The sequence below is a fragment of the Oceanobacillus sp. MO10714A genome (genome assembly GCF_037072045.1).
GTDB lineage: Bacteria > Bacillota > Bacilli > Bacillales > Amphibacillaceae > Oceanobacillus > Oceanobacillus indicireducens.
On the sequence record NZ_JAXHDC010000002.1, the window covers coordinates 120,494 to 145,911 of the forward strand.

Here is a 25,418-nt window from a genome sequence, read left to right on the forward strand (position 1 = left end):
TGTAAGCTTTTTTGCTATAATTGGAGTGGAAATGAGTAGTCGATAAAAGGCGGTGTTTAAGATGAAATATAATTCCGTATTCGATATTATTGGACCGGTGATGATTGGGCCATCAAGCTCACATACGGCAGGAGCTGCGCGAATTGGGCTTGCTGCACGCAATTTGTTTGGAAAACAGCCAACATGGGCGAAAATCTATCTCTATGAATCTTTCGCCAAAACGTACAAAGGCCATGGAACAGATTTTGCACTTGCAGGTGGATTACTTGGATTTGCAACAGATGACGTCAGGATGAGCAAAGCTTTAACTATTGCAAAAGAAAATGGATTGGAAATTGAATTTATTGAAGATAACTCACGTGTAGATCACCCGAATACTGCAAGACTCCTTATCGGTGATGATAAAGACAAGTTAGAATTAGTCGGAATTTCAATTGGTGGCGGAAAAGTAGAAATTACTGAATTGAACGGATTCCAGTTAAGGCTTTCAGGAAACCATCCGGCGATTCTTATTATGCATAACGACCGCTTTGGGACTATTGCATCGGTAACCGAAGTATTGGCGAAACACGAAATTAACATCGGACATATGGAAGTGAACCGGAAAGATGTCGGGAAAGAGGCGCTAATGGTCATTGAAGTCGACCAAAATGTCGATGATAATCTATTAAAAGAATTACAATCTAGGGAACATATTATCCAGATTTCGAAAATAGAAAGTTAGAATCGAAAGGGGAATGCACATGTTTCGCACAATTGCTGAATTGGTGGAAATTGCAGAGACGAAAAACATACCGATTTCGGAAGTAATGATTCTTCAGGAAATGGATGTTAAAGAGCGCAGCCGTGAAGACATAGTTTTAGAAATGGAAAAGAATTTGCAAGTGATGGAAAATGCTATTGAACGAGCATTACAAGGTGTACAGTCAGTAACCGGGCTTACAGGCGGAGACGCAGTGCTTGTACAGAAATATATGCAAGAGAAAACACCGTTATCTGGACCAATCCTACTTGATGCAGTCAGTAAAGCGATGGGGACGAATGAAGTAAATGCTGCGATGGGGGTTATTTGTGCTACACCAACAGCTGGGAGCGCCGGATGTGTACCGGGGACACTTTTTGCGGTGAAGAACCAGTTGAACCCGACCCGTGAGCAAATGATCCGTTACTTATTCACTGCAGGAGCTTTCGGTTTTGTTGTAGCGAACAATGCGTTTATTTCAGGTGCCGCTGGTGGATGTCAAGCTGAAGTCGGTTCAGCAGGCGCGATGGCAGCGGCTGCAATTGTGGAAATGGCAGGTGGTACTGCTCAACAATCTGCTGATGCCTTTGCGATTACATTAAAAAATATGCTCGGTTTAGTTTGTGATCCAGTAGCTGGATTAGTTGAAGTGCCTTGCGTAAAACGGAATGCGCTAGGTTCCTCTCAAGCGATTGTTTCTGCTGATCTCGCTTTAGCTGGTGTAACAAGCAGGATTCCAGCAGATGAAGTAGTTGGTGCAATGTACCGGATTGGCAGACAGATGCCCTCAAGTCTTCGGGAGACTGGGGAAGGAGGTCTTGCTGATACTCCAACGGGAAGACTTTTAAAGGAAAAAATATTTGGTGTTTCTGTTTAGAAAGAGTGATTGCCTTGCTTAACGAATCAGTAAAAAATGTAAAAGGAATCGGGGGAAAATTTGCCGAAGATTTAAACCTAATGAATGTATATACGATTGAAGATTTGTTGCATTATTTGCCGTATAAATATGACGTATTGGAAGTTTTACCGCTAAGCGAACTAATCCATGAAGATAAAGTAACGATTGTGGGAAGGATTTTATACGAGCCTTCCCTTACTTTTTATGGAAGAAAAAAGTCGCGTTTAGTATTAACGGTAGATGTTGAGAATGTTGCAATCAAAGCGGTAATGTTCAATCGCGCGTTCGCGAAGAAACAATTGAATGCAGGGGATACTGTTACGCTTACTGGTAAATGGGACGCCCATAGACTGCGGATTACCGTCAGCAACTATCGCAAGGGTGCCCAGGAAGATTCGACAGAAATCCAACCAATGTATTCTGTAAAAGGAGACATAACAAATTACCGGTTGAAAAAGGTGATTTCTCAAGCGCTTGAAGATTATGGTGACCAAATAACAGAGATTCTTCCTGAGTCCTATTTAACAGCATATAAGCTACCATCTCGGAAAGATGCGGTAGAAATGCTGCACTTTCCGCAAAATCGTGTTCAACTGAAGCATGCACGAAGAAGATACATTTATGAGGAATTTTTACTTTTCCAGTTGAAAATGCAGCTTTTACGTAAGAAGCATCGAGAAGCAACAGAAGGGAATGCACAAAAGTATGATGAAGAAAAAGTGAACAGCTTTATCGAACGATTTCCTTTCAAATTAACAAATGCGCAAAATTCCTCACTTGAAGAAATTCTCTTAGACATGCGTTCTTCATACCGGATGAATCGGTTGTTGCAGGGTGATGTAGGTTCAGGGAAGACTGCAGTTGCAGCCATCTGTCTTTATGCTTCTTTGACAGCCGGAAAACAAGGGGCATTAATGGTCCCAACGGAAATACTTGCGGAACAGCATTATCAATCCTTACAAGAATTGTTCGGGGAGCTTGCGAATGTGCGTCTTCTTACAGGGTCGGTGAAGACGAAGGAGCGTAGAGAGATATTAACTGGACTTGAGGCGGGGGATGTAGATTTAATCATCGGTACCCATGCATTGATTCAAGATGATGTCCTATTCCAAGATCTCGGTCTTGTGATTGTTGATGAACAGCATCGTTTCGGAGTAGAGCAGCGCCGAACGCTAAGGGATAAAGGACTGCATCCCGACGTGTTATTTATGACGGCAACTCCGATTCCCCGTACGCTGGCAATTACGGCTTTTGGTGACATGGATGTGTCCCAAATAAATGAGATGCCAGCTGGGAGAAAAGAAGTAGAAACCCTCTGGGTAAAAGAAAATATGTTTGAGCGTATTTTGAATTTTATAATCAAACATGTGGAAAGTGGTGAACAAGCATATCTCATCAGCCCACTCATCGAAGAATCCGATAAATTGGATATCCAGAATGCCGTCGATCTTTATCATCAATTGGTTGAGTTTTTCCCACCGGAAATAAAGGTTGGCTTAATGCATGGCCGTCTTCCAGCTGATGAAAAAGATGCGGTTATGAAAGAGTATGCTGAAAACAAAATTCAAGTTCTCGTTTCAACAACAGTTGTTGAAGTTGGAGTGAATGTTCCAAATGCCACAATTATGGTTATTTATGATGCTGAACGCTTCGGGTTGGCGCAACTTCACCAGTTGCGAGGGAGAGTTGGAAGAGGCGACAAGCAAAGTTATTGTATCTTGATTGCTGAACCGAAGAATGATGTGGGGAAGGAAAGAATGAGCATTATGACAGAGACAAATAACGGATTTGAATTGGCGGAAAGGGATCTGCAGCTCCGGGGTCCTGGTGACTTCTTTGGGAGAAAGCAAAGTGGGATCCCGGAATTTAAAGTAGCGGATATGGTACATGATTATCGGGCACTTGAAACGGCAAGAAATGATGCAACTTATATTGTCAATCAGGAATTGCTCGAGACAGATGACGAATACAGAAAACTACGGGAGTTGCTCGAAACAGATCCAGACCTTCATACGAAATTAGATTGATTTTCTCAGAATGGCTTGCATTTCGTATTATATCTTACTGTTGTAATGCTTATAAGCCCTCAAATCCTTTGATACCTAGGGGTTTGAGGGTAGTGTTTTTAAAACCACTTCCAAAAGTATCCTCAGTTATATATTGCTTTGGTTTTAGCGACAATTTGGTAACAGAACAGGCATATTTCTTTTTATATGGTCCATTCTTCTCTCACACAATTTTTCCGTTACTTTAAAATCGTGAGTCAAGTTTTGAATTAATAAAAGATCATCGAAATCATATCTCTGAACCATGTATAGGGAAGGGCAACATACATTGTAAATAGATTCGCATCCCATTCCTGCAGTTTACGAAATGCTTTAAGCATCATGGACTGGTGGTCCGCGTGCCGAAATAGTGGCAAAACTCGTGAAAAAGTGTTCGCGTTGTTTTTCAAAAACACACCAAAATAAACGTTATCCTGGTGTGTTTAGTCGTGGTGTATTAATACTGTGTTATTACTAAGCTCTATTTTTAATTTTAAATATTTCCCGATCATGTTCGCCGACTTTTTTGTCGAGGTATTCGAGGTCTTCTTTAGTGGCTAAATCATTCAATGTAGACAAGATTTCGTTATGCTTTTCAGTTGCCTTTTCTTGGTTTTCTTTAATAACTGAAATGTCCTCAGCGTTCTTTACGGCTTGCTTGGAGATAGAATCAATTTTTAGATTTATAGATTCTAAATCATTCTTTGTTGCCATTTTCGTTTCAATTGCTGTGATTTTCTCGTTCATAGCTTTAAGTTCTTTTAGTAACAATTCCATTCCATTTTCCTTCATTTGTTCTCCTCCTCTACACATTTAGTCTTGTTGTTTATTCTTCTTCTCTGCCTCAGATACGATAAATTGGAAATTGCTTTCCAATTTATTAATCTCTTCAGGTCCCATCGATTCCCATTTGTCTTTGTCAAAAAATCTAGATTGATCTATGTTGTATTACACCTATCTACTCGTACAAGTAAATTGTACACCATAAAACCTCTTTTTTGAATAAAGTACAGGAAGATTGTATAAACGCTATTAGCAATAAGCTTCTTGTACTTTATACTTCGAGTTAAGTATAATAATCTTGTATAGGTAAGTGTCTTTAACTACTTAACCGCAGTTTTATTGGACGACTCAATAATATTTTTTATAAACGGTGCTTATTAAAACGAAGTATTGATATTTATTCATTTAGCATTGCTACACTTGAGCTTTAGTGAAAAAAATGCTACCCTTTAATAAGCATTTGTGTTACTATTAGTACCAAGTCTTAAAGTGAACTTTATTCAGGGGGGCGACGCACAGAATGTGTTAGTGCCAACGTTGCGACAGAACGTTTCTTTTTAGTCGACGTTTCATCCTCAACTGAATGTTAGTTGAACCAATCGGGAAGTCACTGGCTGTTGAATCTCCCACTTAGAATTAAATGGTTGTATCTTTTAGTGGAATCCTTCAGTCAGTTACACTGCGATAAAGTACGGTGTGGAAGGTGCAGAATGAAAAAAACAAAAGCAGAAAGACAGCAGCTTCTAAAAGAGAAAATCGAGGAAATTCCATTTATTACAGATGAACAATTGGCGAATGAATTTAATGTAAGCATTCAAACGATCCGGTTAGACCGGATGGAACTCGGTATTCCTGAAATGCGTGAGCGAATTAAGTCCGTTGCGAAAGACCAATGGAATGAAACGGTTCGTGCTTTGCAAATTGAAGAGGTGATTGGTGAAATCATTGATTTAGAACTGGATGAGCGAGCAATTTCTATTTTGGATATCTCAAAAGATCTTGTCTTTTCAAGAAACAAGATTGCTAGAGGGCACCATTTATTCGCCCAAGCCAATTCACTTGCGGTAGCTGTAATCAATGATGAACTGGCATTGACTGCCAAATCGGAAATCACCTTTACCCGCCAAGTAAAGGAAGGTGAGCGGGTTATTGCCAAAGCAACGGTCGAAGGAAAAAATGATAAAGGGTTGACAGTTGTTCGCGTTACAAGTTATGTAGAACAGGAAGTTGTGTTTACAGGCACTTTTCAAATGTTCCAATCCAATGAGGAAACAGGTGACGAATAATATGAAATTAGCAATAGATGCAATGGGTGGTGACCATGCACCGAAAGAAATCGTCGAAGGTGCAATGGACGCTATTCGTGAGTTTGACGACTTATCGATTACATTAATAGGTGACGAAGCGAAAATCAAAACTTATTTAACAGATTCGAAAAACATCTCAATCATACATACAGAAGAAGTAATTACGAGTGAAGATGAACCGGTACGGGCCGTTCGTCGTAAAAAGGATGCCTCCCTTGTATTGATGGCTAAAGAAGTTAAAGAGGGAAGAGCGGATGCTTGTATTTCTGCTGGAAATACTGGTGCCTTAATGAGTGCCGGTCTCTTTATCGTTGGACGGATTCCAGGGATTTCCCGTCCGGCATTAAGTCCAACACTTCCGACTATTAATGGACAAGGTTTCGTGTTTCTTGATGTTGGGGCAAATGTAGAAGCGAAAGCAAGCCATTTGCTGCAGTACGGTATTATGGGATCGATCTATTCGGAAAAGGTAAGAGGAATTAAAAATCCGACTGTAGCCCTTTTAAACGTTGGGACCGAAGACGCCAAAGGAAATGAACTAACGAAGAAAGCCTTTGAATTGCTGGGAGAAGCACCAATCAATTTTATCGGAAACGTCGAAGCTCGTGATTTGTTTGATCATGCAGCAGATGTCGTTGTAACGGATGGTTTTAGCGGGAATGTTGCATTAAAGACAATTGAGGGGACAGCACAAACTGTTTTTACCTTACTCAAAGAAACGTTTATGTCCTCTATTAAAACGAAACTCGCTGCAGGTCTTGTGAAAAATGACTTAGGAGCACTGAAAAACCGGTTAGATTACTCAGAATATGGCGGAGCTGGTCTTTTCGGCCTTGCTGCACCGGTCATTAAAGCCCACGGTTCATCGAAAAGCCGGGCGATTGTTAACGCAATACGTCAAGCGAAACATATGGTTGACCATGATGTAACAGAAATGATAGGCGAAACGATAGGAACAATGAATGTAGAGGAGTGAGTGATATGAAACGGGTAGCATTTATGTTCCCTGGGCAAGGTTCCCAAGCTGTTGGGATGGGGAAAGAATTTTATGATACGTATCCAGAAGTGAAAGAATTCTTTCACCGAGCGAATGATTTATTAAATAAAGATATTACAGATATAATGTTTAACGGACCTCAAGAAACGCTAACGGAAACGGAAAATGCTCAACCTGCACTCCTGCTTACGAGTGTAGCGATCGAGCAAGTTTTGCTAAAAGAAGGTATTCAACCAATTATGACAGTCGGCCATAGTCTCGGTGAATACAGTGCATTAGTGGCTTCCGGATCTATATCCTTTGAAGACGCCGTCCCCCTTGTTGCAACAAGAGGTCGCTTGATGGAGCGAGCTTTTCCAAAGGGGCAAGGAACGATGGCTGCAGTCCTTGGTCTTTCTGAAGAAGAAATCACAGAAGTCTTACAGGGAATTAAGGAGGAAGTAGTTGATCTTGCTAACTTGAATTGTCCTGGACAAATTGTTATTTCGGGTTCTGTAAAAGGCATTGAAATCGCTGCAGAACAATTAAAACAAAAAGGTGCAAAACGAGTTCTTCCGCTTAATGTCAGTGGACCATTCCATTCCAGGCTAATGAAAACGGCGAACGAAGAATTTGCAAGTTACTTAGATGGGATTGAGATTAACAATGCAAGCATTCCAGTCTATGCAAATGTCTCTGCTACTCCGGTGACAGCAAAAGATGAAATTAAAGATTTACTCATCAAGCAGCTTTATTCACCAGTTCAATTTGAAGCATCCATTCGGGCTATGATGACAGAAGAAATCGATGCTTTTGTTGAAATAGGAAACGGTAAAGTATTATCTGGCCTGCTCCGGAAAATCGACCGAAAAACGAAAACATTTGCTGTGCAAGATACGAAATCATTACACGACTTTTTGGAATGGTACAAGGAGGATGCTTAAATGTTAAAGGGCAAAAGCGTATTAGTAACTGGTGCGTCTAGAGGTATCGGCAGAACGATTGCAATTGAATTTGCAAAGCAAGGAGCCAATGTTGCTGTTAACTATGCAGGAAGTGAAGCGAAAGCAAAAGAAGTAGCTGAAGAACTTAAAAGCTATGGTGTCCAATCGTTCCCGGTTCAAGCCAACGTTTCAGACGAAGATAGCGTAAAAGCAATGGTAAAAGAAGTAATTAATGAATTCGGCAGCTTGGACGTCCTTGTAAATAATGCTGGTGTTACGAGAGATAATTTATTGATGCGTATGAAGGAAGAAGAATTTGACGATGTTATTAACACAAATTTAAAAGGTGTCTTCCTTTGTACGAAAGCCGTAACAAGGCAAATGATGAAGCAACGTGCGGGCAGAATTGTCAATGTTGCGTCGATTGTCGGAGTAAGCGGAAACCCAGGACAAGCCAATTACGTAGCAGCAAAAGCAGGAGTAATCGGGCTTACAAAGACAACAGCAAAAGAACTAGCTTCCCGAAACATTTTAGTGAATGCAGTTGCGCCGGGCTTTATCTCAACAGATATGACCGATGCACTAAATGATGAACAAAAGGAAGCTATGCTATCGATGATCCCGTTAGATCGCTTTGGTGAACCGGAAGATGTCGCGAAAGTTGTGCGCTTCTTAGCCTCCGAAGACGCTAGCTATATCACCGGACAAACGATACATATTGATGGCGGAATGGTGATGTAACAAACAAAGGTGTAGCGCCATTACAATAAGTTTCGCGGACGCCTGGGACCCGGAGATCACTCGACTCACCGAAGAGTGTTTGTACTTATTTGGTCTTTGCCGGGCAGAGAGCAGACGTGGCTATTAACTTTGAAGGGAGGTGAACGGTGTGGCAGATGTGTTTGAACGTGTAAAAGAAATCATTGTTGATCGTCTTGATGTAGAAGAGGAAAAAGTTACGTTGGAAGCGTCATTTAAAGATGACCTTGAAGCGGATTCCCTTGACGTAGTTGAGCTTGTAATGGAGCTTGAAGACGAATTCGACATGGAAATCGCTGATGAAGAAGCTGAGAAAATTAATACAGTGGGTGACGCTGTAAATTATATCAACAGTGTTTCTCAATAATAAAAGAGGGAAGAGGCTGGGATTTTACATACAATGAGAGTGTTTTATCCCGGTCTCTTCATATTTTGAAGAGGTGAGCTGTATGGATTTGAGTGAACTAGAACAACAGCTGCAGATTAATTTTAAGCAAAAATCATTGTTACATCAGGCATTTACCCATTCATCCTATGTGAATGAGCATCGTCAAGAAGAGTTTTCGGACAATGAAAGATTGGAATTCCTTGGGGATGCGGTACTAGAGTTGGGTGTTTCCCAATATCTTTATTCCACCTACCAGCAGATGCCGGAGGGGGAATTGTCGAAGTTACGTGCATCTATTGTTTGTGAGCCTTCATTAGAAAACTTTGCAAGGGATTTACAATTTGGAGAGTATTTACTGCTTGGCAGGGGCGAAGAGCAAACGGGTGGAAGAGATCGTCCTGCCATATTAGCGGACGTCTTTGAAGCGTTTTTAGGTGCATTGTATCTCGATCAAGGCTATGAAAAAGTTCTTGAGTTTTTAGGGGAACATGTCTTTCCGAAAATAAAAATTGGCGCTTTTTCGCATGGGATGGATTATAAAAGCAAGCTTCAGGAATTTGTGCAACAAGATAAAAACCAAAAGGTGACTTATGAAGTTGTAGAAGAAAAAGGTCCCTCACATGATCGGGAATTTCTCGTTCACGTAAGTATCAATGGAAAAACAATTGGCGAAGGACTCGGCAGATCCAAAAAAGAAGCCGAACAACGCGCCGCAAAACTTGCGTTGGATCAATTAAATGGACCGAAAAAATAAATCAGTGGGAAAATCCACTGATTTATTTTTTACGAATGGCAGCTAATTCATCGACAAATGCCTGTGATTCTAGAGCGCTTAATTTGCCTTTGTTGATAATGACCTGGTGTAATAATTTCAAATCATCGTATTTGTCCAAATCATAGTCTTCCGCATCAAATAGACCACGATTAGCAACATTTAAATGATCTGCAAGCTCATGAAGCATTATCGCTAAGTTTTCTTGACTAACCTCGTCAAAAGACATGAAACCCCTCCCGAAATAATAGCCTGAAGCTGTATGATAGATAAAAATATCCATTTAAATATACCAATTCCATCTCAATGTTGCAAATTACGAATCGTATCCGCTGGAAAATGTATGCCAGACTTCTTTTGGCAAGTAGATTATGATAAAATGAATAAGTTGAAAAACCTTATATATACAAGCGATTTCCCAAAAGTTGTTTGTTATATAATAGGAGAATGAATATGTATTTAAAAAAATTGGAAAGTCTCGGCTTTAAGTCGTTTGCGGAACGAATTTCGATTGAATTTGTTCCAGGTGTAACCGCGGTAGTCGGACCAAATGGTAGTGGAAAAAGTAATATAACCGACGCGATACGTTGGGTGTTGGGCGAGCAATCTGCGAAATCTTTACGCGGTTCCAAAATGGAAGATATCATATTCCAAGGAAGTGACACCCGTAAAGCATTAAATGTTGCCGAAGTGACCCTCGTATTGGATAACAAAGGTAAAGCTTTGCCCCTTGAATATGAAGAAGTCAGTGTAACAAGAAGGGTTTATCGTTCTGGGGAAAGTGAATTCTATATTAATAAACAATCCTGCCGATTAAAAGATATTATCGATCTATTTATGGATTCCGGATTAGGAAGAGAAGCTTTCTCCATTATCAGTCAAGGGAAAGTAGAAGAAATCCTTAGTTCGAAAGCGGAAGAAAGAAGAACGATTTTTGAAGAAGCTGCAGGTGTTTTAAAATATAAACAACGGAAGAAGAAATCAGAATATAAGCTTGCAGAAACACAAGAGAACTTGAACAGAGTGGAAGACATACTTCATGAAATCGAATCACAACTCGGACCACTCGAGGAACAAAAGAATACCGCAAATCAGTACTTAACTTTAAAGGACCAGTTGAAAGAGAAGGAAATCTCCTTACTAATCGCAGAAATAGAAACGCTCCATGAACAATGGAAGACGATCAAACAACAGCTTGGAACAGAAAATGAGAAGCATATCGCATTAAAAGCGGAGATTCAACAAAAAGAAGTATGGATTGAAGAACAGAAAGAACAGAACTTGCAGTTGGATGAAAGAATTGAGGAACTGCAAGGGAAACTACTCCAATCGACAGAACAACTGGAGAAATTGGAAGGGAAAAAGCAACTCCTCTCCGAACGCAGTAAGCATCACGGAGAAAATAAACAAAAACTGTTGGACGACCAGAAATATACAGAGTCTCAGCTGAGAAATACAGAAGAGCAGTTAAAAGAAGAAGAAGAAAAACGAAAAACGTTCTTAGCCGAAAAGGAAAAAATAAGAGAATCAATTAAAGATCTTGAAACGAAATTGAGTCGAACAGAAGAAACAATAGCAGAACAAATTGAAGAATTAAAATCTGACTATATCGAGCTTTTGAATGAACAGGCTGCTAGTCGCAATGAATTGCAGTCGATTGATAGACAATCGGAACAATATAATAATAAAAATCAAAGACAAGCTGAAAGGTTCAAAGCATCCCTCGAAGAAAGAAAGAAGCTTGAACAAGTAAGAGAGGAAGCAGAAAAAGAGCGGCAGCGGCAGCAGGAAATTTGTGAGACAAGTGAGCAGAAGATCAAACAGCTTAGGATTGATGTAGAAGCGAATCGCAGACAATTCCAAGATATGCAGAAGAAGCTGTATCAAGGTTATCAATATATCGAAAAGTTAAAATCCAAAAAAGAAATGCTTGAGGAAATGAAGGAAGATTTTCAAGGCTTCTTTCACGGTGTAAAGGCAATTCTGAAGGCAAGGGAAAAGGGAGAATTACAGCAGATTGAAGGAGCAGTTATTGAGCTTATTGAAGTCCCTAAAGCTTATATCCTTGCAATTGAAACAGTTCTTGGAGGCCAGGCACAACATATTGTCGTTCCAGATGAACGAATTGCCCGTACAGCAATTACTTGGTTGAAGAAGACAAATAACGGTAGAGCAACGTTTCTACCACTTACAACTATTCAAGAAAGGTATGTTCCAAGGCAGCTAGTTGAGCGAATAAAAGAACATCACGGATTCGTTGGTATTGCAGCTGAATTAGTAGAGACAACGCCAAATTATCAGCGTGCCGTTAATCACTTGATGGGGCATGTCATCATTACCGAGACACTGAAAGATGCAAATGAAATTGCTGGACTAACAGGCAGAAAATATCGGATTGTAACGCTCGAAGGTGACGTTGTCGCTCCAGGTGGGGCAATGACAGGTGGAGCCACCAGACAAAAGAACCAGTCCTTATTTACAAGAGAGAAGGAACTGGAAGAGTTACGAGATAAATTAACGAGCTACGAACCCCGAACTGCAACTTTTGCCAAACGAGTGGAAGAACAAAAAAGAATCACGGAAGAAAAAGAACGGGAATTGCGGTCTGAGGAACAAACATTGACGACCGAACAACAGCAATTACAAGCCTTGCAATCTTCTTTTCATGAAGTTGAATTGCAATTGAAATCATTAAATGACAGTCTCTCCCTTTATGATCAGGAAGAGAAACAATACCTAGAAGACACGGAGTATCTGAAACAACGGAAAACGGAACTTGAGGAACGGTTGGCAGAATTGAAAATGAAACTAAAAGAGGCAGAAGCACAAATTGAACAGCTAACCAAAGAAGAATCTGCTGTTAAAGAAAACAGGGAGCTACTGCAGAATCAATATCATGAACAAAAATTATTGCTTGCAAAACAGGAAGAGCGTTACCGTAACCAATCAGATAAAGTGAAAAGCTTGAAAGAACAAGTCCAAACGACTTCAGCTATGTTGAAAGAGAATATTGAAAAATTAACAGAGCTTGATTCGATTCTTGAGAATGAAGAAACGGAAGAAACGATTGATGCAGCCATATCAGAAGAGAAGATAACAAAGGATGCGTTAACAACATCCATTCAAGAACTGCGCAATGATCGGGCAAATCGGACACAAACGATTAGTGACGAAGAGAAAGAACTGCGGGAAGAAAATAAACGTAGTCAGGCAATGCTTGCAACTATTCAACAACATGAAGTGAAGATGAACCGTCTTGATGTCGAGCTTGAGAACCGATTAACGCATTTGCAGACGGAATATACGATAACATTTGAGAAGGCCAAGCAAACTTTTGAGAAATCAACAGATATCCATCAATCGAAACAGGAAGTAGAGCAATTAAAACAACGGATTGCTAATTTAGGTACGGTTAATCTCGGGTCGATCGATGAATATGAGCGAATCCATGAAAGATACACCTTCTTGACCGAGCAACAGACTGATCTCATAGATGCGAAAACTACGCTATACAAAGTCATTGCAGAACTTGATGTAGAAATGATTGAACGATTTGAAACTACTTTTCAGGCGATAAAAGAAGAGTTCGAGACGGTGTTTAAAGAGCTGTTCGGTGGTGGAAAAGCAGAATTGAAGCTTACCGATCCGAATAAGATGTTGGAAACCGGTGTGGAAATTATTGCTCAACCTCCTGGAAAGAAACTTCAGCAACTAGGACTTCTTTCAGGTGGAGAACGGGCACTGACAGCAATTGCGTTATTATTTGCCATTTTAAGAGTCCGTCCTGTCCCTTTCTGTATTCTCGATGAGGTGGAAGCCGCGCTGGATGAAGCGAATGTAACCCGTTTTGCAAAATATGTAAAACTTTACAGTGAACAGACACAATTTATTGTAATTACCCACCGGAAAGGCACAATGGAAGAAGCAGATGTGCTATATGGTGTAACAATGCAAGAATCTGGAGTATCCCGTCTCGTTTCCGTAAAACTGGAAGAGACCGCTGATCTAGTCGAATCATAAGGAGGAAAAAGGGACATGAGTTTTTTTGATAAATTTAAAAAACGTTTTAAACAAGATGAGGAAGCTAACCAAGTTCAAGAGAAGTATAAAGAAGGCATGAAGAAGACCCGGGGAGTTTTCTCTGGCAGAATTAATGATTTACTAGCACGTTACCGTAAAGTTGATGAAGACTTTTTCGAGGAATTGGAGGAAGTTCTCATAGCTGCAGACGTAGGTGTCACGACAGTGATGGATTTAGTTGATGAACTGAAGATGGAAGTGAAACGTCAAAATATTAAAGATACAAAAGAGATCAAAGATGTTATTTCGGAAAAATTGGTAGAAATCTATTACGGGGAAGATGACGAGGATATTGAGCGCCTGAATATCCAGGAAAATGAAATGACCGTTATTTTAGTCGTTGGAGTAAACGGTGTTGGGAAAACGACCTCCATCGGTAAGCTTGCCCATCAGTTGAAGCAAGAAGGGAAAAAAGTAATGATGGCAGCAGGCGATACATTCCGTGCTGGGGCTATTGAACAACTTGAAGAGTGGGGGAAGCGCGCTGATGTTGAAGTGATTAAGCAAAGTGCCGGTAGTGATCCAGCAGCTGTGATCTATGACGGTATCCGTGCTGCCAAATCGCGTAACGCGGATGTGCTTCTATGTGATACCGCAGGCAGACTGCAAAATAAAGTTAATTTAATGAATGAACTAGAGAAAATCAAGCGTGTTATTGAAAGGGAGGTTCCTGGAGCACCGCATGAAGTATTACTAGTTCTTGACGCAACAACAGGACAGAACGCCTTAAACCAGGCGAAGACTTTCTCAGGTGCGACAGATGTATCTGGCATCGTTTTGACGAAGTTGGATGGTACAGCAAAAGGTGGTATCGTACTTGCTATCCGAAATGAATTGAAGATCCCGGTCAAATATATCGGCCTAGGAGAACAAATAGGTGATTTACAAGAGTTTGATGCTTCCTTATTTGTTTATGGTTTATTTGCTGATATGTTAGAAGAAAGTGCGGAAGAATAGGACGTTTCTTGACAGTTAAGCAATCTATTCGTTATGATTACTTGTAAAGAGATTTCACTTAACAAGGGGCGTTGCCATTGCTGGAAAAAACAATGCGCATTAATTTTTTGTTTGATTTTTATCAAGATCTTTTAACGTCAAAACAAAAAAAGTATATGAAATTATATTATTTGGAAGACCTTTCACTAAGTGAGATTTCGGAAGTGTTTTCCGTATCACGTCAAGCAGTTTATGACAATATTAAACGAACGGAAGCAATGCTCGAATCCTATGAAGAAAAGCTGAATTTATATGAAAAGTTCTGCAAGCGGACGAAGATTATGAACGAGCTGGAACAAATTGCATCCGATGAAGAAATAAAACAGTTAGTCAACAAACTAAAAGAATTGGATTAGGAGGATACCTTCTATGGCATTTGAAGGCTTAGCCGAACGCCTGCAAAGTACGATCAAGAAGATAACGGGAAAGGGTAAGGTTTCTGAACAGGATATTAAAGAAATGTCCCGCGAAATCCGGCTCGCCCTTCTTGAAGCTGATGTAAACTTTAAGGTTGTTAAAGATTTAATCAATCGTATCAAGGAACGGGCAGTTGGCCAGGAAGTAATGGAAAGTCTTACACCGGGACAGCAAGTTATTAAAATTGTCCGTGATGAATTAACTGAATTAATGGGTGGAGAAAACAGTAAAATTGCTGTAGCTGACCGTCCGCCAACTATTATTATGATGGTTGGTTTACAAGGTGCAGGTAAAACAACAACGACAGGAAAGCTTGCCAACCTCTTACGGAAAAATTATAATCGTAAGCCGATGCTTGTAGCGTGTGACGTCTATCGACCGGCTGCGATCAAGCAACTGGAAACCCTTGGTAGTCAATTGGATATGCCTGTTTTCTCTCTAGGAACAGAGGCAAATCCGGTAGATATCGCCAAGCAGGCAATTGAAAAAGCGAAAGAAGACCATCATGACTATGTCATTATTGACACGGCTGGTCGTTTACACGTGGACACGGAATTAATGACAGAACTTGAGGAAATTAAGAAAATCGCAAACCCGGATGAGATATTCCTTGTTGTTGACGCCATGACTGGTCAAGATGCAGTTAATGTTGCAGAAAGCTTTAATGATCAGCTGGATATTAGCGGAGTTGTATTAACGAAACTCGACGGGGATACCCGAGGCGGTGCTGCATTATCCATTAAAGCGGTCACCGATAAGCCGATTAAATTTGCTGGTATGGGGGAGAAACTTGATCAGCTTGAACCTTTCCATCCTGAACGAATGGCTTCCAGAATTCTTGGAATGGGTGACGTCTTATCATTAATCGAGAAAGCCCAGACGAATGTTGATGAGAAACAGGCGAAAGCGTTAGAGGAGAAAATGCGTTCCATGTCTTTCACCTTTGACGATTTCCTGGAACAAATGGATCAAGTAAAACAAATGGGACCACTTGACGAACTACTAGGCATGCTGCCGGGTGCTGGTAAGATGAAAGGGTTGAAAAACGCCCAAATTGATGAAAAACAGCTCGCGCAGGTTGAAGCAATCGCTAAATCCATGACGAAAAAAGAGCGCCAGGAACCGGGTATTATTAACGCCAGCAGGAAGAAGCGAATTGCAAAAGGTTCTGGTACAACCGTTTCCCAGGTGAACCGGTTGCTCAAGCAATTTGATGAAATGAAGAAAATGATGAAGCAAATGACTAATATGCAAAAAGGGAAAAAGGGTAAAGGTGGCGGCTTCAAACTGCCATTTATGTAAAACAACGAAATTATTTTTGCATGTCATGTAAAAACCCTTTACAGACTATATATTTTCTGTTAGAATTTAAAATTGTGATTAACTATTATTGGAGGTGCAATCAATGGCTGTTAAAATTCGTTTAAAACGTATGGGTTCTAAAAGAAATCCATTTTACCGTATTGTTGTAGCAGATTCCCGCTCACCACGTGATGGACGTCAAATCGAACAAATCGGAACATATAACCCGGTAGTTAGCCCGGTTGAAGTTAAAATCGATGAAGAAAAAGCACTTAAATGGTTAGGTAATGGTGCTAAACCAAGTGATACAGTCCGCAATCTGTTTTCAACAGAAGGCATCATGCAAAAATTCCACGAGCAAAAAAATCAAGCAAAGTAGTGTGATACCATGAAAGCCCTAATCGAAACTATTGTCACTTCCCTCGTTGATTATCCAGAGGATATCAGCGTTACAGAAAGGGAAGAGGAAACGAAGATCGTTTATCATCTCAAAGTACATGAAGATGATGTTGGCAAAGTGATTGGCAAGAATGGACGTATTGCAAAAGCGATTCGAACCGTTGTTTATGCAGCAAAAACGGAAGAGAATAAGCGGATTTATTTGGATATCATGTAAAAAAGGGAAAGGGACCAGTGGTTCTTCTTTCCCTTTTGCACATTCTAACTGAATCATTTATCACGAATTAACAGTTTGTAATACCCCTATCTCTAAACAGGATTGAAGCCTAAGATGTGAAGGTGAGAGATATACAGTCCGTAAATCCCTGATTCTGTTCAACTAACATTCAGTGGGAGAGGTGAGGAAACCCCTACTGAATGAAGGTTCACTTTATCAGGATTAACCCTCTTTTTAAATAATATCCATAATTGATTTGGTAAAACGCCTGGAAGTGAGGGAAAACAGTGAAAATTATTAAAAGAGTTGAAGTGAGACAAATTATTACGGAAAAGAGCAAAGAGAAATTAAAGGCTCATTTATTTGATCAGAAAATGCGACTTGAACAAGAGTGTCAACAGTTACTTTTTGAGAAAAGAAAAATGCTTAATAAAAAAGGCGCTCATAAGCAAGAAGTTGAGCGGAAATTCCATCAAGAAGTTCAAAAACGGAAAGAGAAAATCGAACTAATTGAATTTAAGGAAGAGCAGCTCGAAGTCTTAGATTTAGGAAGTGAGATTGTCGAAGGGGAAGTTGAATCTCTTGTTGAAGTAGGTATTGGGACAAATTGGGAAGAGTTAATGAAGCAGCAGGCAATTGTTATAAAAGATAATATTGTTGTACGAATAGAAGAGTAGGTAGGTGCAGATATGGCTGACAAAATGTTTAATATTGGAAAAATCATCAACACACACGGTGTTCGAGGAGAAGTGAAAATAAAGCGGATTACTGATTTTGAAGAGCGGTTTAGAATTGGAGAAACCGTTTATATAAAGGACAAAGAAACGACGCTTCCACTCATTATTGCCAGTCATCGGATACATAAAGGATTCGATCTGATTACTTTCGAAGGTATGGATAACATCAATGATGTGGAAAAATATAAAGGACATTATTTACAGATCCATGAAGATCAGCAGACAGAGCTTGAGGAAAATGAATATTATTATCATGAAATTATCGGATGTACTGTATATACGACTGCTGACGAAAAGCTCGGTACAATTAAAGAAATACTTGCACCAGGCGCAAACGATGTCTGGGTTTTACAGCGCCCTGGTAAGAAAGATGCCTACATCCCTTATATTGAGTCTGTTGTGAAACGAATAGATGTTCAAGAAAAAAGCATTTTTATTGAACCGATGGAAGGACTGCTTGATTAATGCATATCGATATTTTGACATTATTCCCTGAAATGATGGAGGGGGTTTTCCAATCATCCATCTTGAAGAAAGCTCAGGAAAAAAATAAATTTTCGTATAATCTTGTTAACTTTCGAGATTACACGACGAATAAACATCGTAAAGTAGATGATTATCCTTATGGCGGAGGTGCTGGCATGGTACTTACGCCGCAGCCGGTATTTGATGCAGTAGATGCATGTCTGGAAGACAAAGCTACAAAGCCTCGAATTGTGCTCCTCTGTCCCCAAGGTGAACGTTATACGCAACAGAAAGCAGAAGAACTGGCGAAGGAAGAACATCTTATTTTTATTTGTGGACATTATGAAGGCTATGATGAAAGAATTCGTACAGGGCTTGCAACAGATGAAATCTCTATTGGAGATTATGTATTGACTGGTGGCGAGCTTGGGGCGATGGTTATTGTTGACAGTGTCGTTCGTCTTTTGCCTGATGTGCTTGGAAATGAAATCTCTGCAGTTGAAGATTCATTTTCAACAGGGTTATTAGAACATCCCCATTACACAAGACCTGCGACATTTCGCAACATGTCGGTTCCTGATGTTTTACTTTCTGGAGATCATGCGAAAATTGCAAGATGGCGAAAAACGGAGTCCCTAAACCGCACCCTTGAACGTCGCCCAGACCTCCTAGAAAACTATTTCTTTACAGAAGAAGAAAAGCAGATTCTAGACGAAATCAAACAAAATAAATCAATAGAATAACAAGACTGCGGACCTCCAGTATTACAATTTCACAGGGGAATCCAAATGTTTTTAGAAATGTGTTGAATACTATGCGGATTTATGCTATATTAGTTGTTGTGTTTATGCACGTATAAACGATGTTCCGCTGTTCCTTTAGAGAATGATGAACATTGGTTTGGAAGGAGTGAAGCAAATGCAAGAATTAATTGCAGAAATTACAAAAGATCAGCTTCGTACAGATCGTCCGGAATTCCGCCCGGGAGATACCGTGAAAGTTCACGTTAAAGTTGTTGAAGGTACACGTGAGCGTATCCAGATTTTCGAAGGCGTCGTTATCAAACGTCAAAACGGTGGTATCAGCGAAACATTCACAGTAAGAAAAATCTCTTACGGTGTAGGTGTTGAGCGTACTTTCCCAGTACATTCACCACGCGTTGACAAGATTGAAGTAACTCGTAAAGGTACTGTACGCCGTGCTAAGTTATACTACCTACGTAATCTACGTGGTAAAGCAGCGCGCATTAAAGAACGTCGCTAATTACAGAAATAATAAAAAGAAAGGAGCTTTGAGCACATGTTCAAGCTCCTTTTTTAATGCTCTAGTCGCTTATTCAATGTTATAATGAACATACTTATTGTTCAAACTTAATAAGGATAAGGAAATGTGAGTGTCGGAGGAGAACAGATGGCAAAGAAGAAGAAAAATGAATGGGTAGAATGGACGAAAGCATTATTGGTAGCACTTGGCCTCGCCTTTATTGTGCGGATGTTTTTATTCGCACCAATCATTGTAGATGGTCCATCGATGCTACCAACATTACATGACCGAGATCAGATGATCGTAAACAAATTTAGTTATTATTTTCATGATCCGGAACGATTTGATATCGTCGTATTTCACGCATCCTCACAAAAGGATTTCATTAAAAGAGTCATAGGACTTCCAGGCGAACATGTAGCAGTAATTGATGATGTACTGTATATTGATGGAGACCCTGTGGCGCAGGACTTTTTACGAGAAAACGACAGCGATGCAAACACCTTCGACTCTGTCCGTAATGATTTCTCTTTGGAGGAAATCCCGGGCAATTACGATGTTATACCGGAAGGGCATGTATTGGTGCTTGGAGATAATCGAGGAAATTCCACCGATAGTCGCATGATAGGACTAATTTCAATGGATCAAATTGTAGGAAAAACCAGTTTGATTTACTGGCCATTTGATCGAATTCAATTTGTAGGAGAGTAGGTGATCGCCATGCAAGTACAGTGGTTTCCAGGCCATATGGCAAAGGCAAGACGTGAAGTTGAAGGGAATTTAAGGCTTGTTGACTTCGTTATAGAGTTGCTCGATGCAAGGGCCCCCTTATCATCAGAAAATCCGATGTTGCACCAAATTGTGCAGAATAAGGATAAAATGGTTGTGCTTATGAAGCGAGACCTCGCAGATCCTAACGTTACTGCAGCATGGCTTACTTATTATAAAGAAAGAAACATTCCTGCTGTCGCTGTAGATGCTAGTAATAGAGATGATATGAAACAAGTCGTTCAGCTAGCGAAACAACTTGGAAAAAAGAAAATAGATCAGCTCGTGGCAAAGGGAATGAAAGCCCGACCGCACAGGGCTATGATATTGGGTATCCCAAATGTCGGCAAATCGACATTAATTAACCGCCTGGCGAACAGAAAAGCAGCTAAGACAGGGGACCGGCCCGGCATTACGAAACAACAGCTCTGGATAAAGATTAAGAAGGATTTTGAGTTACTTGATACACCCGGAATATTGTGGCCGAAATTTGAAGATCAAGTTGTCGGCTATCGGCTTGCCTCAATCGGCACAATAAAAGACCAAGTGATTTCCTTACAGGACATCGTCGTCTTTGTTATTAAATTTTTACAACGAAAATACCCTGATTTGTTACTAGAACGTTATGGCGTAGAAGCAGACCTTGATGACATGGTTGAAATATTTGAGCGTATCGGTAAAAAGCGCGGTGCATTGGAAAGCGGGGGCGAAGTTGATTTTGATAAAGTATCGGAATTAGTACTACGTGACCTGCGCAGTGGCAGAATAGGGAGGGTTTCATTGGAAGCACCGGATGACGTAAGTATGGAAGAATAATGATGGACAGAAATAAGGTGTATGTATGAGAGAGAAATCAATAGCTGTTATAAGACAGCTGTTTGAAAATGGGGAAATAACGGAGGAAATAGTCGAACAGTTAAAGCAGGATGATAGGAAAGGAGTCCAAGCACTCGTTCGAAAACATGCAAAATTACAGGAAAAGAAACAACAGCAAATCATTGCCTTCAGAGAAATGTGTTATTTTGAAAATGAGGCAAGAAATAGCGGCCGAAAGCTTGTCGCGGGAGTCGATGAAGCCGGCCGAGGGCCACTTGCTGGTCCAGTCGTTGCGGCATCCGTCATCTTACCACAAGATTTTAAGCTCCTCGGTTTAAATGATTCCAAACAACTGTCGGAAAAAGATCGTGATTACTTTTATGCAATTATTAAAGAACAGGCGATCAGCTATCATATTGCAGTTATCTCCAACGAAACAATCGATCAAATGAACATTTTAGAGGCGACTAAGCTCGCCATGTACGAAGCGGTTCGAGGTTTGGAGAAGCAGCCTAATCATGTATTAATCGATGCTGTCCAATTACCCGAACTCAAGATGTCGAGTGAAGCCATTATCAAAGGGGATGCGAGAAGCGTTTCAATCGCGGCTGCAAGTGTTCTTGCTAAAGTGACACGTGATCGTCTGATGAAAGAAATACATAATGAGTTTCCAATGTATGACTTTAATTCTAATATGGGTTATGGAACGAAAAAACATCTGGAAGGATTACAATCATACGGCATATCTCCCTATCACCGGAAATCCTTTGCCCCAATTCGTGAATTTATCACGTATTAACGGTCTGTAATACACCCACTGAATGAAGTTTCACTTTATCGGTTAAAAAGGAGGTTTCTCCATTGCAATTGTCGCAAATACTAAATTCAAATACATTAGAGCTTAACCGCACCGAGCGACAATCCCTTCGTCCTGGGCAAATCATCCAAGGTGAAGTATTGAAACTTTATCCTGAAAATAAAGCGGAAATTAGACTTGGTGGAAATCGTTTGATTGCAAGTTTACAAGTTGGTTTAGTGCTTGGTGGAAGCTATCATTTTCAGGTGGCTTCCACCGCTGGCTCGCTCCAGCTGCGTGTACTCGGTGAACAGTTGAAAAGGGATGATAAAGTTGATTTGTCCAAGCTTTTAAGGCAATTGGGAATAAAAACGACTAAGCACAATCTGCAATTATTGCAACTACTTATGCGCTATTCGGTTCCTTTCGATAAAAATGAACTTCAACAAGCAATAGAACTCTTAAAGGGTGAAAAAAATAAAACCCATGCAACAGCTGCATTAGTGGAAATGCTCGCAAATAAATTGCCAATGACTGAAACAATTCTCCAGTCGCTCGTTACAAGTAAAACTGTGACAGTCTCAGAGCAACTGAATGTTGTATTACAACAGGCTAACAATTTGTCATCCACCTTAAGAACTGATATCGCGCGACGTATAGAGGAAAACATTACAAGATTAAATGAGGCTCCACTTCCCTTTAATGAAGCATTAATGAAGGAAATAAACGTTCAGAATTCTGCGGATAACCAAACGTTATTCCGCGCTTTACAAGGGTTAGGCGTAATTTCAGCAAAAGTCGATTTTCCCGGCTGGGTTAAGGAGTGGAATAACTTTTTAGACATGCGGGCTAGTTCGCTAGAAAAAGGGCAAACGAGTCCAAGCCTTCCGTTCCGATTGAGTGAAGAAGAAGTCTTTCAGTTGTTTAACCGTTTGGATAGTGAAAGAAGCCGATTCCATGGTGCAGTACAACAGTTTTTAAATCGCTGGGAACCGCAATTAAAATTATTGCAAGTATCCGGGAATATGATACCGAAAGAATTAATTTTTGAAGTTCAACAAGACATAAATGAGACGTTTTTCCCTTTATTAGACCGGCAACTGGCGGGAGGGACGGAACAGGATGTTCTAGCAGTATTTCGGGGAATTCAGTCGCTCGGAAGCAAAGAAAATTTATCTTTATTAACTTCGCTCAGTAAACAAGCTAAAGATTCTGTGGAATTTCTTAACCTCGCTCCTAAGGAAAGATTTCTTGAACAAGTCCGCCAGTCTATTACCATGCTCGGGTTAAACTATGAGAATCGATTAGTAACGGAAAGAGACCCAGGAAATCTAAACGATACATTAAAAGGGCTGCTTCTCCAGCTTGCGTCAGGTGAAGACAATTCGGGAGCACAGCATCAGACTAAATTACTGCACTTGATTCAAGGCTTGCAATTGCAGAGTGTGAATGAGACACCTACGAATATCCAGGCTATGTTACAAGTACCGGCTGAACGTCTCGGACTTGTTAAAGATTTGATGATTGAACTGGAAGGAAAGAAAAATGATGAGGACAAAATCGATCCTGATTATTGTCGTATCCTCTTTTACTTGGAACTCGGGAATCTTAAAGAAACGGTTATTGATGTAAATATTCAGCAACGGTCGGTTTCATTGACGGTTTTTAATAATACACGAGGCATCCCGGGGGTTGCCAACTTATTTAAAGATATGCTTGGTGAAAATCTAGCAAACTTAAATTACCGTTTGACTTCCATTACTTTTAAAAAGCTGGAAGAAAAAGAGAACCTACCAGCTATTATGGATGAAAAATTGTCAGATAGCAGACAGGGAGTTGATTTTCGCATATGACTGAAAAGCGAAGAAGAGCGGTTTCATTGAGTTATAAACAGGATAAGCATAACGCTCCTATTGTCAGTGCTGCAGGGAAAGGTTATGTAGCCGAAGAAATTATAAAACTTGCAGAAGAGCATAATGTACCGATTGTCGAGGATGAGAGTCTTGTAGAGTTATTAGCTGAATTAAATGTAAATGAAGTGATACCTGAAGAACTTTATCAAGTTGTCGCGGAAGTATTTGCATTTATTTATCAAGCAGATCGCGAATATGCTGATAAATCATAAAGTGAACCTTCATTCAGTGGGGGATCTTACCCTCCCCACTGAATGTTAGTTGAACAGAATCAGGTATTTACGGACTGTATATCCCCGCCTTGACATTTTGAGCTTCCCTTATGTTTAGATGAGGGGATATTACAGACCGTTAATACGTGATAAAAATATGCAAGATTATTAACCGACTATCGCATATTTCTTGTGAAAACGGTTTTAATTTTATACAATGGAATTGCATTTATTATGTTGGGAGGATGAAAGATGAACATTCATGAGTATCAAGCCAAAGAACTACTACGTGAATTTGGCGTGAAGGTTCCTAGAGGATATGTTGCGTATACTGTTGATGAAGCAGTGGAAGCAGCTGAAAAGCTAGGAACGGACGTTAACGTAGTAAAGGCACAAATCCACGCGGGTGGACGAGGCAAAGCCGGAGGGGTAAAAGTAGCTAAAAATATGGAAGAGGTTCGTACATATGCAGAGGAAATCCTAGGCAAAGTTTTAGTTACACAACAAACTGGACCAGAAGGCAAGGAAGTGAAACGGCTTTTAATTGAAGAAGGTTGCGATATCCAAAAAGAATACTATATTGGTGTCGTCTTAGACCGAGCAACTTCACGTGTTGTCATGATGGGCTCTGAAGAAGGCGGTACGGAAATTGAGGAAGTCGCAGAAGCAACACCGGAAAAAATCTTCTATGAGGTTGTTGATCCGGTAGTAGGACTCATGCCTTATCAAGCCCGCCGTATGGCATTTAATATGAATATTCCTCATGATTTAATAAACAAAGCGGTCGGTTTCATGACTGCATTATATGAAGCTTTTGTAGCAAAAGACTGCTCGATTGCAGAGATTAATCCACTTGTTACAACTGGTGACGGGAATGTTCTTGCACTCGATGCTAAGCTGAATTTTGATGAAAACGCACTTTATCGCCAGCCGGAAGTGCAAGAACTTCGCGACTTGGATGAAGAAGATGAAAAGGAAATCGAAGCAAGCAAACATGACTTGAGCTATGTTTCCCTTGATGGGAATATCGGCTGTATGGTAAATGGTGCAGGGCTTGCGATGTCTACCATGGACATTATCAAATATTATGGCGGCGAACCGGCTAACTTCCTCGATGTTGGTGGTGGTGCAACAGCTGAAAAAGTTACCGAAGCATTTAAAATCATACTTTCTGACGAGAATGTGAAAGGTATTTTTGTCAATATCTTTGGTGGCATTATGAAGTGTGATGTTATCGCTGAAGGGGTTGTGGCTGCTACAAAGGAAGTTGGCTTGCAAATTCCTTTAGTAGTCCGTTTAGAAGGAACAAACGTAGATTTAGGTAAGAAAATTCTAAATGAATCTGGCTTAAATATCACTTCTGCAAGCTCTATGGCGGATGGAGCACAGAAGATTGTTTCTCTAGTAAAATAATTCGAAATCA

27 protein-coding genes are annotated in these 25,418 nt (G+C 40.3%); 25 read left to right on the forward strand and 2 right to left on the reverse strand.

Annotated features, from left to right (window positions below):
- The first annotated feature begins 61 nt into the window (after positions 1 to 61).
- From sdaAB to recG, 3 genes are read left to right on the forward strand one after another with little or no spacing between them, the layout of a single operon-like run.
- Positions 62 to 724: an L-serine ammonia-lyase, iron-sulfur-dependent subunit beta gene (gene sdaAB / locus SPD53_RS03035; protein WP_156855495.1), complete on the forward strand. Its 663-nt coding sequence runs from the start codon at positions 62 to 64 to the stop codon at positions 722 to 724.
- Positions 725 to 743: 19 nt separating this feature from the next.
- On the forward strand, positions 744 to 1,619 hold the full coding sequence (gene sdaAA / locus SPD53_RS03040) for an L-serine ammonia-lyase, iron-sulfur-dependent, subunit alpha (protein WP_156855494.1): 876 nt from the start codon (positions 744 to 746) through the stop codon (positions 1,617 to 1,619).
- Between the two features lie 14 nt (positions 1,620 to 1,633).
- On the forward strand, positions 1,634 to 3,667 hold the full coding sequence (gene recG, locus SPD53_RS03045) for an ATP-dependent DNA helicase RecG (RefSeq protein WP_336251683.1): 2,034 nt from the start codon (positions 1,634 to 1,636) through the stop codon (positions 3,665 to 3,667).
- Between the two features lie 492 nt (positions 3,668 to 4,159).
- On the opposite strand, the gene SPD53_RS03050 is transcribed toward recG, so the two are convergent.
- Positions 4,160 to 4,477 carry a hypothetical protein gene (locus tag SPD53_RS03050; RefSeq protein ID WP_336251628.1) on the reverse strand — a complete coding sequence of 106 codons (318 nt, stop codon included), beginning with the start codon at positions 4,475 to 4,477 and terminating at the stop codon, positions 4,160 to 4,162.
- Between the two features lie 701 nt (positions 4,478 to 5,178).
- Here SPD53_RS03050 and fapR point away from each other — a divergent pair.
- From fapR to rnc, 6 genes are all read left to right on the forward strand, one after another.
- The gene (gene fapR, locus SPD53_RS03055) at positions 5,179 to 5,754 is read left to right on the forward strand and encodes a transcription factor FapR (protein WP_156855490.1); all 576 of its coding nucleotides are present in this window, start codon (positions 5,179 to 5,181) and stop codon (positions 5,752 to 5,754) included.
- A 1-nt stretch (position 5,755) separates the two neighbouring features.
- The gene (gene plsX, locus SPD53_RS03060; protein ID WP_336251629.1) at positions 5,756 to 6,751 is read left to right on the forward strand and encodes a phosphate acyltransferase PlsX; all 996 of its coding nucleotides are present in this window, start codon (positions 5,756 to 5,758) and stop codon (positions 6,749 to 6,751) included.
- Positions 6,752 to 6,756: 5 nt separating this feature from the next.
- The gene (gene fabD, locus SPD53_RS03065; protein WP_156855488.1) at positions 6,757 to 7,695 is read left to right on the forward strand and encodes an ACP S-malonyltransferase; all 939 of its coding nucleotides are present in this window, start codon (positions 6,757 to 6,759) and stop codon (positions 7,693 to 7,695) included.
- Positions 7,696 to 8,436: a 3-oxoacyl-[acyl-carrier-protein] reductase gene (fabG, locus tag SPD53_RS03070; RefSeq protein ID WP_156855487.1), complete on the forward strand. Its 741-nt coding sequence runs from the start codon at positions 7,696 to 7,698 to the stop codon at positions 8,434 to 8,436.
- Between the two features lie 148 nt (positions 8,437 to 8,584).
- Complete coding sequence (gene acpP, locus SPD53_RS03075; protein WP_156855486.1) at positions 8,585 to 8,821, forward strand: acyl carrier protein; 237 nt, start codon at positions 8,585 to 8,587, stop codon at positions 8,819 to 8,821.
- A gap of 82 nt (positions 8,822 to 8,903) precedes the next feature.
- Positions 8,904 to 9,596 carry a ribonuclease III gene (rnc, locus tag SPD53_RS03080; protein WP_156855485.1) on the forward strand — a complete coding sequence of 231 codons (693 nt, stop codon included), beginning with the start codon at positions 8,904 to 8,906 and terminating at the stop codon, positions 9,594 to 9,596.
- Between the two features lie 22 nt (positions 9,597 to 9,618).
- Here the strand turns inward: rnc and SPD53_RS03085 are convergent, their stop codons facing one another.
- Positions 9,619 to 9,843, reverse strand: coding sequence for a DUF1128 family protein (locus tag SPD53_RS03085; protein WP_156855484.1), 225 nt, complete (start codon positions 9,841 to 9,843; stop codon positions 9,619 to 9,621).
- Positions 9,844 to 10,067: 224 nt separating this feature from the next.
- Between SPD53_RS03085 and smc the strand changes: the two genes are divergently transcribed.
- The 16 genes from smc to sucC all read left to right on the forward strand — a co-directional run bounded on the left by smc (position 10,068) and on the right by sucC (position 25,408).
- On the forward strand, positions 10,068 to 13,634 hold the full coding sequence (gene smc / locus SPD53_RS03090; protein ID WP_336251630.1) for a chromosome segregation protein SMC: 3,567 nt from the start codon (positions 10,068 to 10,070) through the stop codon (positions 13,632 to 13,634).
- 15 nt (positions 13,635 to 13,649) lie between these two features.
- Complete coding sequence (gene ftsY / locus SPD53_RS03095) at positions 13,650 to 14,651, forward strand: signal recognition particle-docking protein FtsY (RefSeq protein WP_156855482.1); 1,002 nt, start codon at positions 13,650 to 13,652, stop codon at positions 14,649 to 14,651.
- Between the two features lie 77 nt (positions 14,652 to 14,728).
- On the forward strand, positions 14,729 to 15,046 hold the full coding sequence (locus SPD53_RS03100) for a putative DNA-binding protein (protein ID WP_156855481.1): 318 nt from the start codon (positions 14,729 to 14,731) through the stop codon (positions 15,044 to 15,046).
- A 13-nt stretch (positions 15,047 to 15,059) separates the two neighbouring features.
- Positions 15,060 to 16,409 (forward strand): signal recognition particle protein, encoded by a 1,350-nt coding sequence (gene ffh, locus SPD53_RS03105; protein ID WP_156855480.1) that lies wholly within the window; start codon positions 15,060 to 15,062, stop codon positions 16,407 to 16,409.
- 103 nt (positions 16,410 to 16,512) lie between these two features.
- On the forward strand, positions 16,513 to 16,788 hold the full coding sequence (gene rpsP, locus SPD53_RS03110; RefSeq protein ID WP_156855479.1) for a 30S ribosomal protein S16: 276 nt from the start codon (positions 16,513 to 16,515) through the stop codon (positions 16,786 to 16,788).
- A gap of 9 nt (positions 16,789 to 16,797) precedes the next feature.
- Positions 16,798 to 17,025: a KH domain-containing protein gene (locus tag SPD53_RS03115; RefSeq protein WP_156855478.1), complete on the forward strand. Its 228-nt coding sequence runs from the start codon at positions 16,798 to 16,800 to the stop codon at positions 17,023 to 17,025.
- 287 nt (positions 17,026 to 17,312) lie between these two features.
- Positions 17,313 to 17,702, forward strand: coding sequence for a YlqD family protein (locus SPD53_RS03120; RefSeq protein WP_156855477.1), 390 nt, complete (start codon positions 17,313 to 17,315; stop codon positions 17,700 to 17,702).
- 12 nt (positions 17,703 to 17,714) lie between these two features.
- Positions 17,715 to 18,227 (forward strand): ribosome maturation factor RimM, encoded by a 513-nt coding sequence (gene rimM / locus SPD53_RS03125; RefSeq protein ID WP_156855476.1) that lies wholly within the window; start codon positions 17,715 to 17,717, stop codon positions 18,225 to 18,227.
- Positions 18,227 to 18,970 carry a tRNA (guanosine(37)-N1)-methyltransferase TrmD gene (trmD, locus tag SPD53_RS03130; protein ID WP_156855475.1) on the forward strand — a complete coding sequence of 248 codons (744 nt, stop codon included), beginning with the start codon at positions 18,227 to 18,229 and terminating at the stop codon, positions 18,968 to 18,970. The genes rimM and trmD overlap by 1 nt, the downstream gene beginning before the upstream one ends.
- 175 nt (positions 18,971 to 19,145) lie before the next feature.
- Positions 19,146 to 19,490, forward strand: coding sequence for a 50S ribosomal protein L19 (gene rplS / locus SPD53_RS03135; RefSeq protein ID WP_156855474.1), 345 nt, complete (start codon positions 19,146 to 19,148; stop codon positions 19,488 to 19,490).
- Between the two features lie 147 nt (positions 19,491 to 19,637).
- Positions 19,638 to 20,201, forward strand: a complete 564-nt coding sequence (gene lepB / locus SPD53_RS03140; RefSeq protein ID WP_156855473.1) for a signal peptidase I — start codon at positions 19,638 to 19,640, stop codon at positions 20,199 to 20,201.
- A gap of 9 nt (positions 20,202 to 20,210) precedes the next feature.
- Positions 20,211 to 21,074, forward strand: a complete 864-nt coding sequence (ylqF, locus tag SPD53_RS03145) for a ribosome biogenesis GTPase YlqF (RefSeq protein WP_156855472.1) — start codon at positions 20,211 to 20,213, stop codon at positions 21,072 to 21,074.
- 25 nt (positions 21,075 to 21,099) lie between these two features.
- Positions 21,100 to 21,873: a ribonuclease HII gene (locus SPD53_RS03150; protein ID WP_156855471.1), complete on the forward strand. Its 774-nt coding sequence runs from the start codon at positions 21,100 to 21,102 to the stop codon at positions 21,871 to 21,873.
- Between the two features lie 62 nt (positions 21,874 to 21,935).
- Entirely contained in the window at positions 21,936 to 23,723 is a 1,788-nt protein-coding gene (locus SPD53_RS03155; RefSeq protein WP_156855470.1) for a hypothetical protein, read from the forward strand.
- Complete coding sequence (locus SPD53_RS03160; protein ID WP_156855469.1) at positions 23,720 to 23,995, forward strand: EscU/YscU/HrcU family type III secretion system export apparatus switch protein; 276 nt, start codon at positions 23,720 to 23,722, stop codon at positions 23,993 to 23,995. Before SPD53_RS03155 ends, SPD53_RS03160 begins: the two co-directional genes overlap by 4 nt.
- A gap of 252 nt (positions 23,996 to 24,247) precedes the next feature.
- On the forward strand, positions 24,248 to 25,408 hold the full coding sequence (gene sucC, locus SPD53_RS03165) for an ADP-forming succinate--CoA ligase subunit beta (RefSeq protein WP_156855468.1): 1,161 nt from the start codon (positions 24,248 to 24,250) through the stop codon (positions 25,406 to 25,408).
- The last annotated feature ends 10 nt before the right edge of the window (positions 25,409 to 25,418 follow it).

What these genes read in the sequence shown, in the direction of transcription:
- SPD53_RS03050 (WP_336251628.1), bottom strand. Translation starts at nt 4,477, where the DNA reads ATGAAGGAAAATGGAATGGAATTGTTACTAAAAGAACTTAAAGCTATG.
- SPD53_RS03115 (WP_156855478.1), top strand. Translation starts at nt 16,798, where the DNA reads ATGAAAGCCCTAATCGAAACTATTGTCACTTCCCTCGTTGATTATCCA.
- SPD53_RS03160 (WP_156855469.1), top strand. Translation starts at nt 23,720, where the DNA reads ATGACTGAAAAGCGAAGAAGAGCGGTTTCATTGAGTTATAAACAGGAT.
- sdaAA (WP_156855494.1), top strand. Translation starts at nt 744, where the DNA reads ATGTTTCGCACAATTGCTGAATTGGTGGAAATTGCAGAGACGAAAAAC.
- ffh (WP_156855480.1), top strand. Translation starts at nt 15,060, where the DNA reads ATGGCATTTGAAGGCTTAGCCGAACGCCTGCAAAGTACGATCAAGAAG.
- fabG (WP_156855487.1), top strand. Translation starts at nt 7,696, where the DNA reads ATGTTAAAGGGCAAAAGCGTATTAGTAACTGGTGCGTCTAGAGGTATC.
- SPD53_RS03150 (WP_156855471.1), top strand. Translation starts at nt 21,100, where the DNA reads ATGAGAGAGAAATCAATAGCTGTTATAAGACAGCTGTTTGAAAATGGG.
- rnc (WP_156855485.1), top strand. Translation starts at nt 8,904, where the DNA reads ATGGATTTGAGTGAACTAGAACAACAGCTGCAGATTAATTTTAAGCAA.
- trmD (WP_156855475.1), top strand. Translation starts at nt 18,227, where the DNA reads ATGCATATCGATATTTTGACATTATTCCCTGAAATGATGGAGGGGGTT.
- sucC (WP_156855468.1), top strand. Translation starts at nt 24,248, where the DNA reads ATGAACATTCATGAGTATCAAGCCAAAGAACTACTACGTGAATTTGGC.
- plsX (WP_336251629.1), top strand. Translation starts at nt 5,756, where the DNA reads ATGAAATTAGCAATAGATGCAATGGGTGGTGACCATGCACCGAAAGAA.
- lepB (WP_156855473.1), top strand. Translation starts at nt 19,638, where the DNA reads ATGGCAAAGAAGAAGAAAAATGAATGGGTAGAATGGACGAAAGCATTA.
- rpsP (WP_156855479.1), top strand. Translation starts at nt 16,513, where the DNA reads ATGGCTGTTAAAATTCGTTTAAAACGTATGGGTTCTAAAAGAAATCCA.
- sdaAB (WP_156855495.1), top strand. Translation starts at nt 62, where the DNA reads ATGAAATATAATTCCGTATTCGATATTATTGGACCGGTGATGATTGGG.
- smc (WP_336251630.1), top strand. Translation starts at nt 10,068, where the DNA reads ATGTATTTAAAAAAATTGGAAAGTCTCGGCTTTAAGTCGTTTGCGGAA.
- fapR (WP_156855490.1), top strand. Translation starts at nt 5,179, where the DNA reads ATGAAAAAAACAAAAGCAGAAAGACAGCAGCTTCTAAAAGAGAAAATC.
- rimM (WP_156855476.1), top strand. Translation starts at nt 17,715, where the DNA reads ATGGCTGACAAAATGTTTAATATTGGAAAAATCATCAACACACACGGT.
- ftsY (WP_156855482.1), top strand. Translation starts at nt 13,650, where the DNA reads ATGAGTTTTTTTGATAAATTTAAAAAACGTTTTAAACAAGATGAGGAA.
- ylqF (WP_156855472.1), top strand. Translation starts at nt 20,211, where the DNA reads ATGCAAGTACAGTGGTTTCCAGGCCATATGGCAAAGGCAAGACGTGAA.
- SPD53_RS03085 (WP_156855484.1), bottom strand. Translation starts at nt 9,843, where the DNA reads ATGTCTTTTGACGAGGTTAGTCAAGAAAACTTAGCGATAATGCTTCAT.
- rplS (WP_156855474.1), top strand. Translation starts at nt 19,146, where the DNA reads ATGCAAGAATTAATTGCAGAAATTACAAAAGATCAGCTTCGTACAGAT.
- fabD (WP_156855488.1), top strand. Translation starts at nt 6,757, where the DNA reads ATGAAACGGGTAGCATTTATGTTCCCTGGGCAAGGTTCCCAAGCTGTT.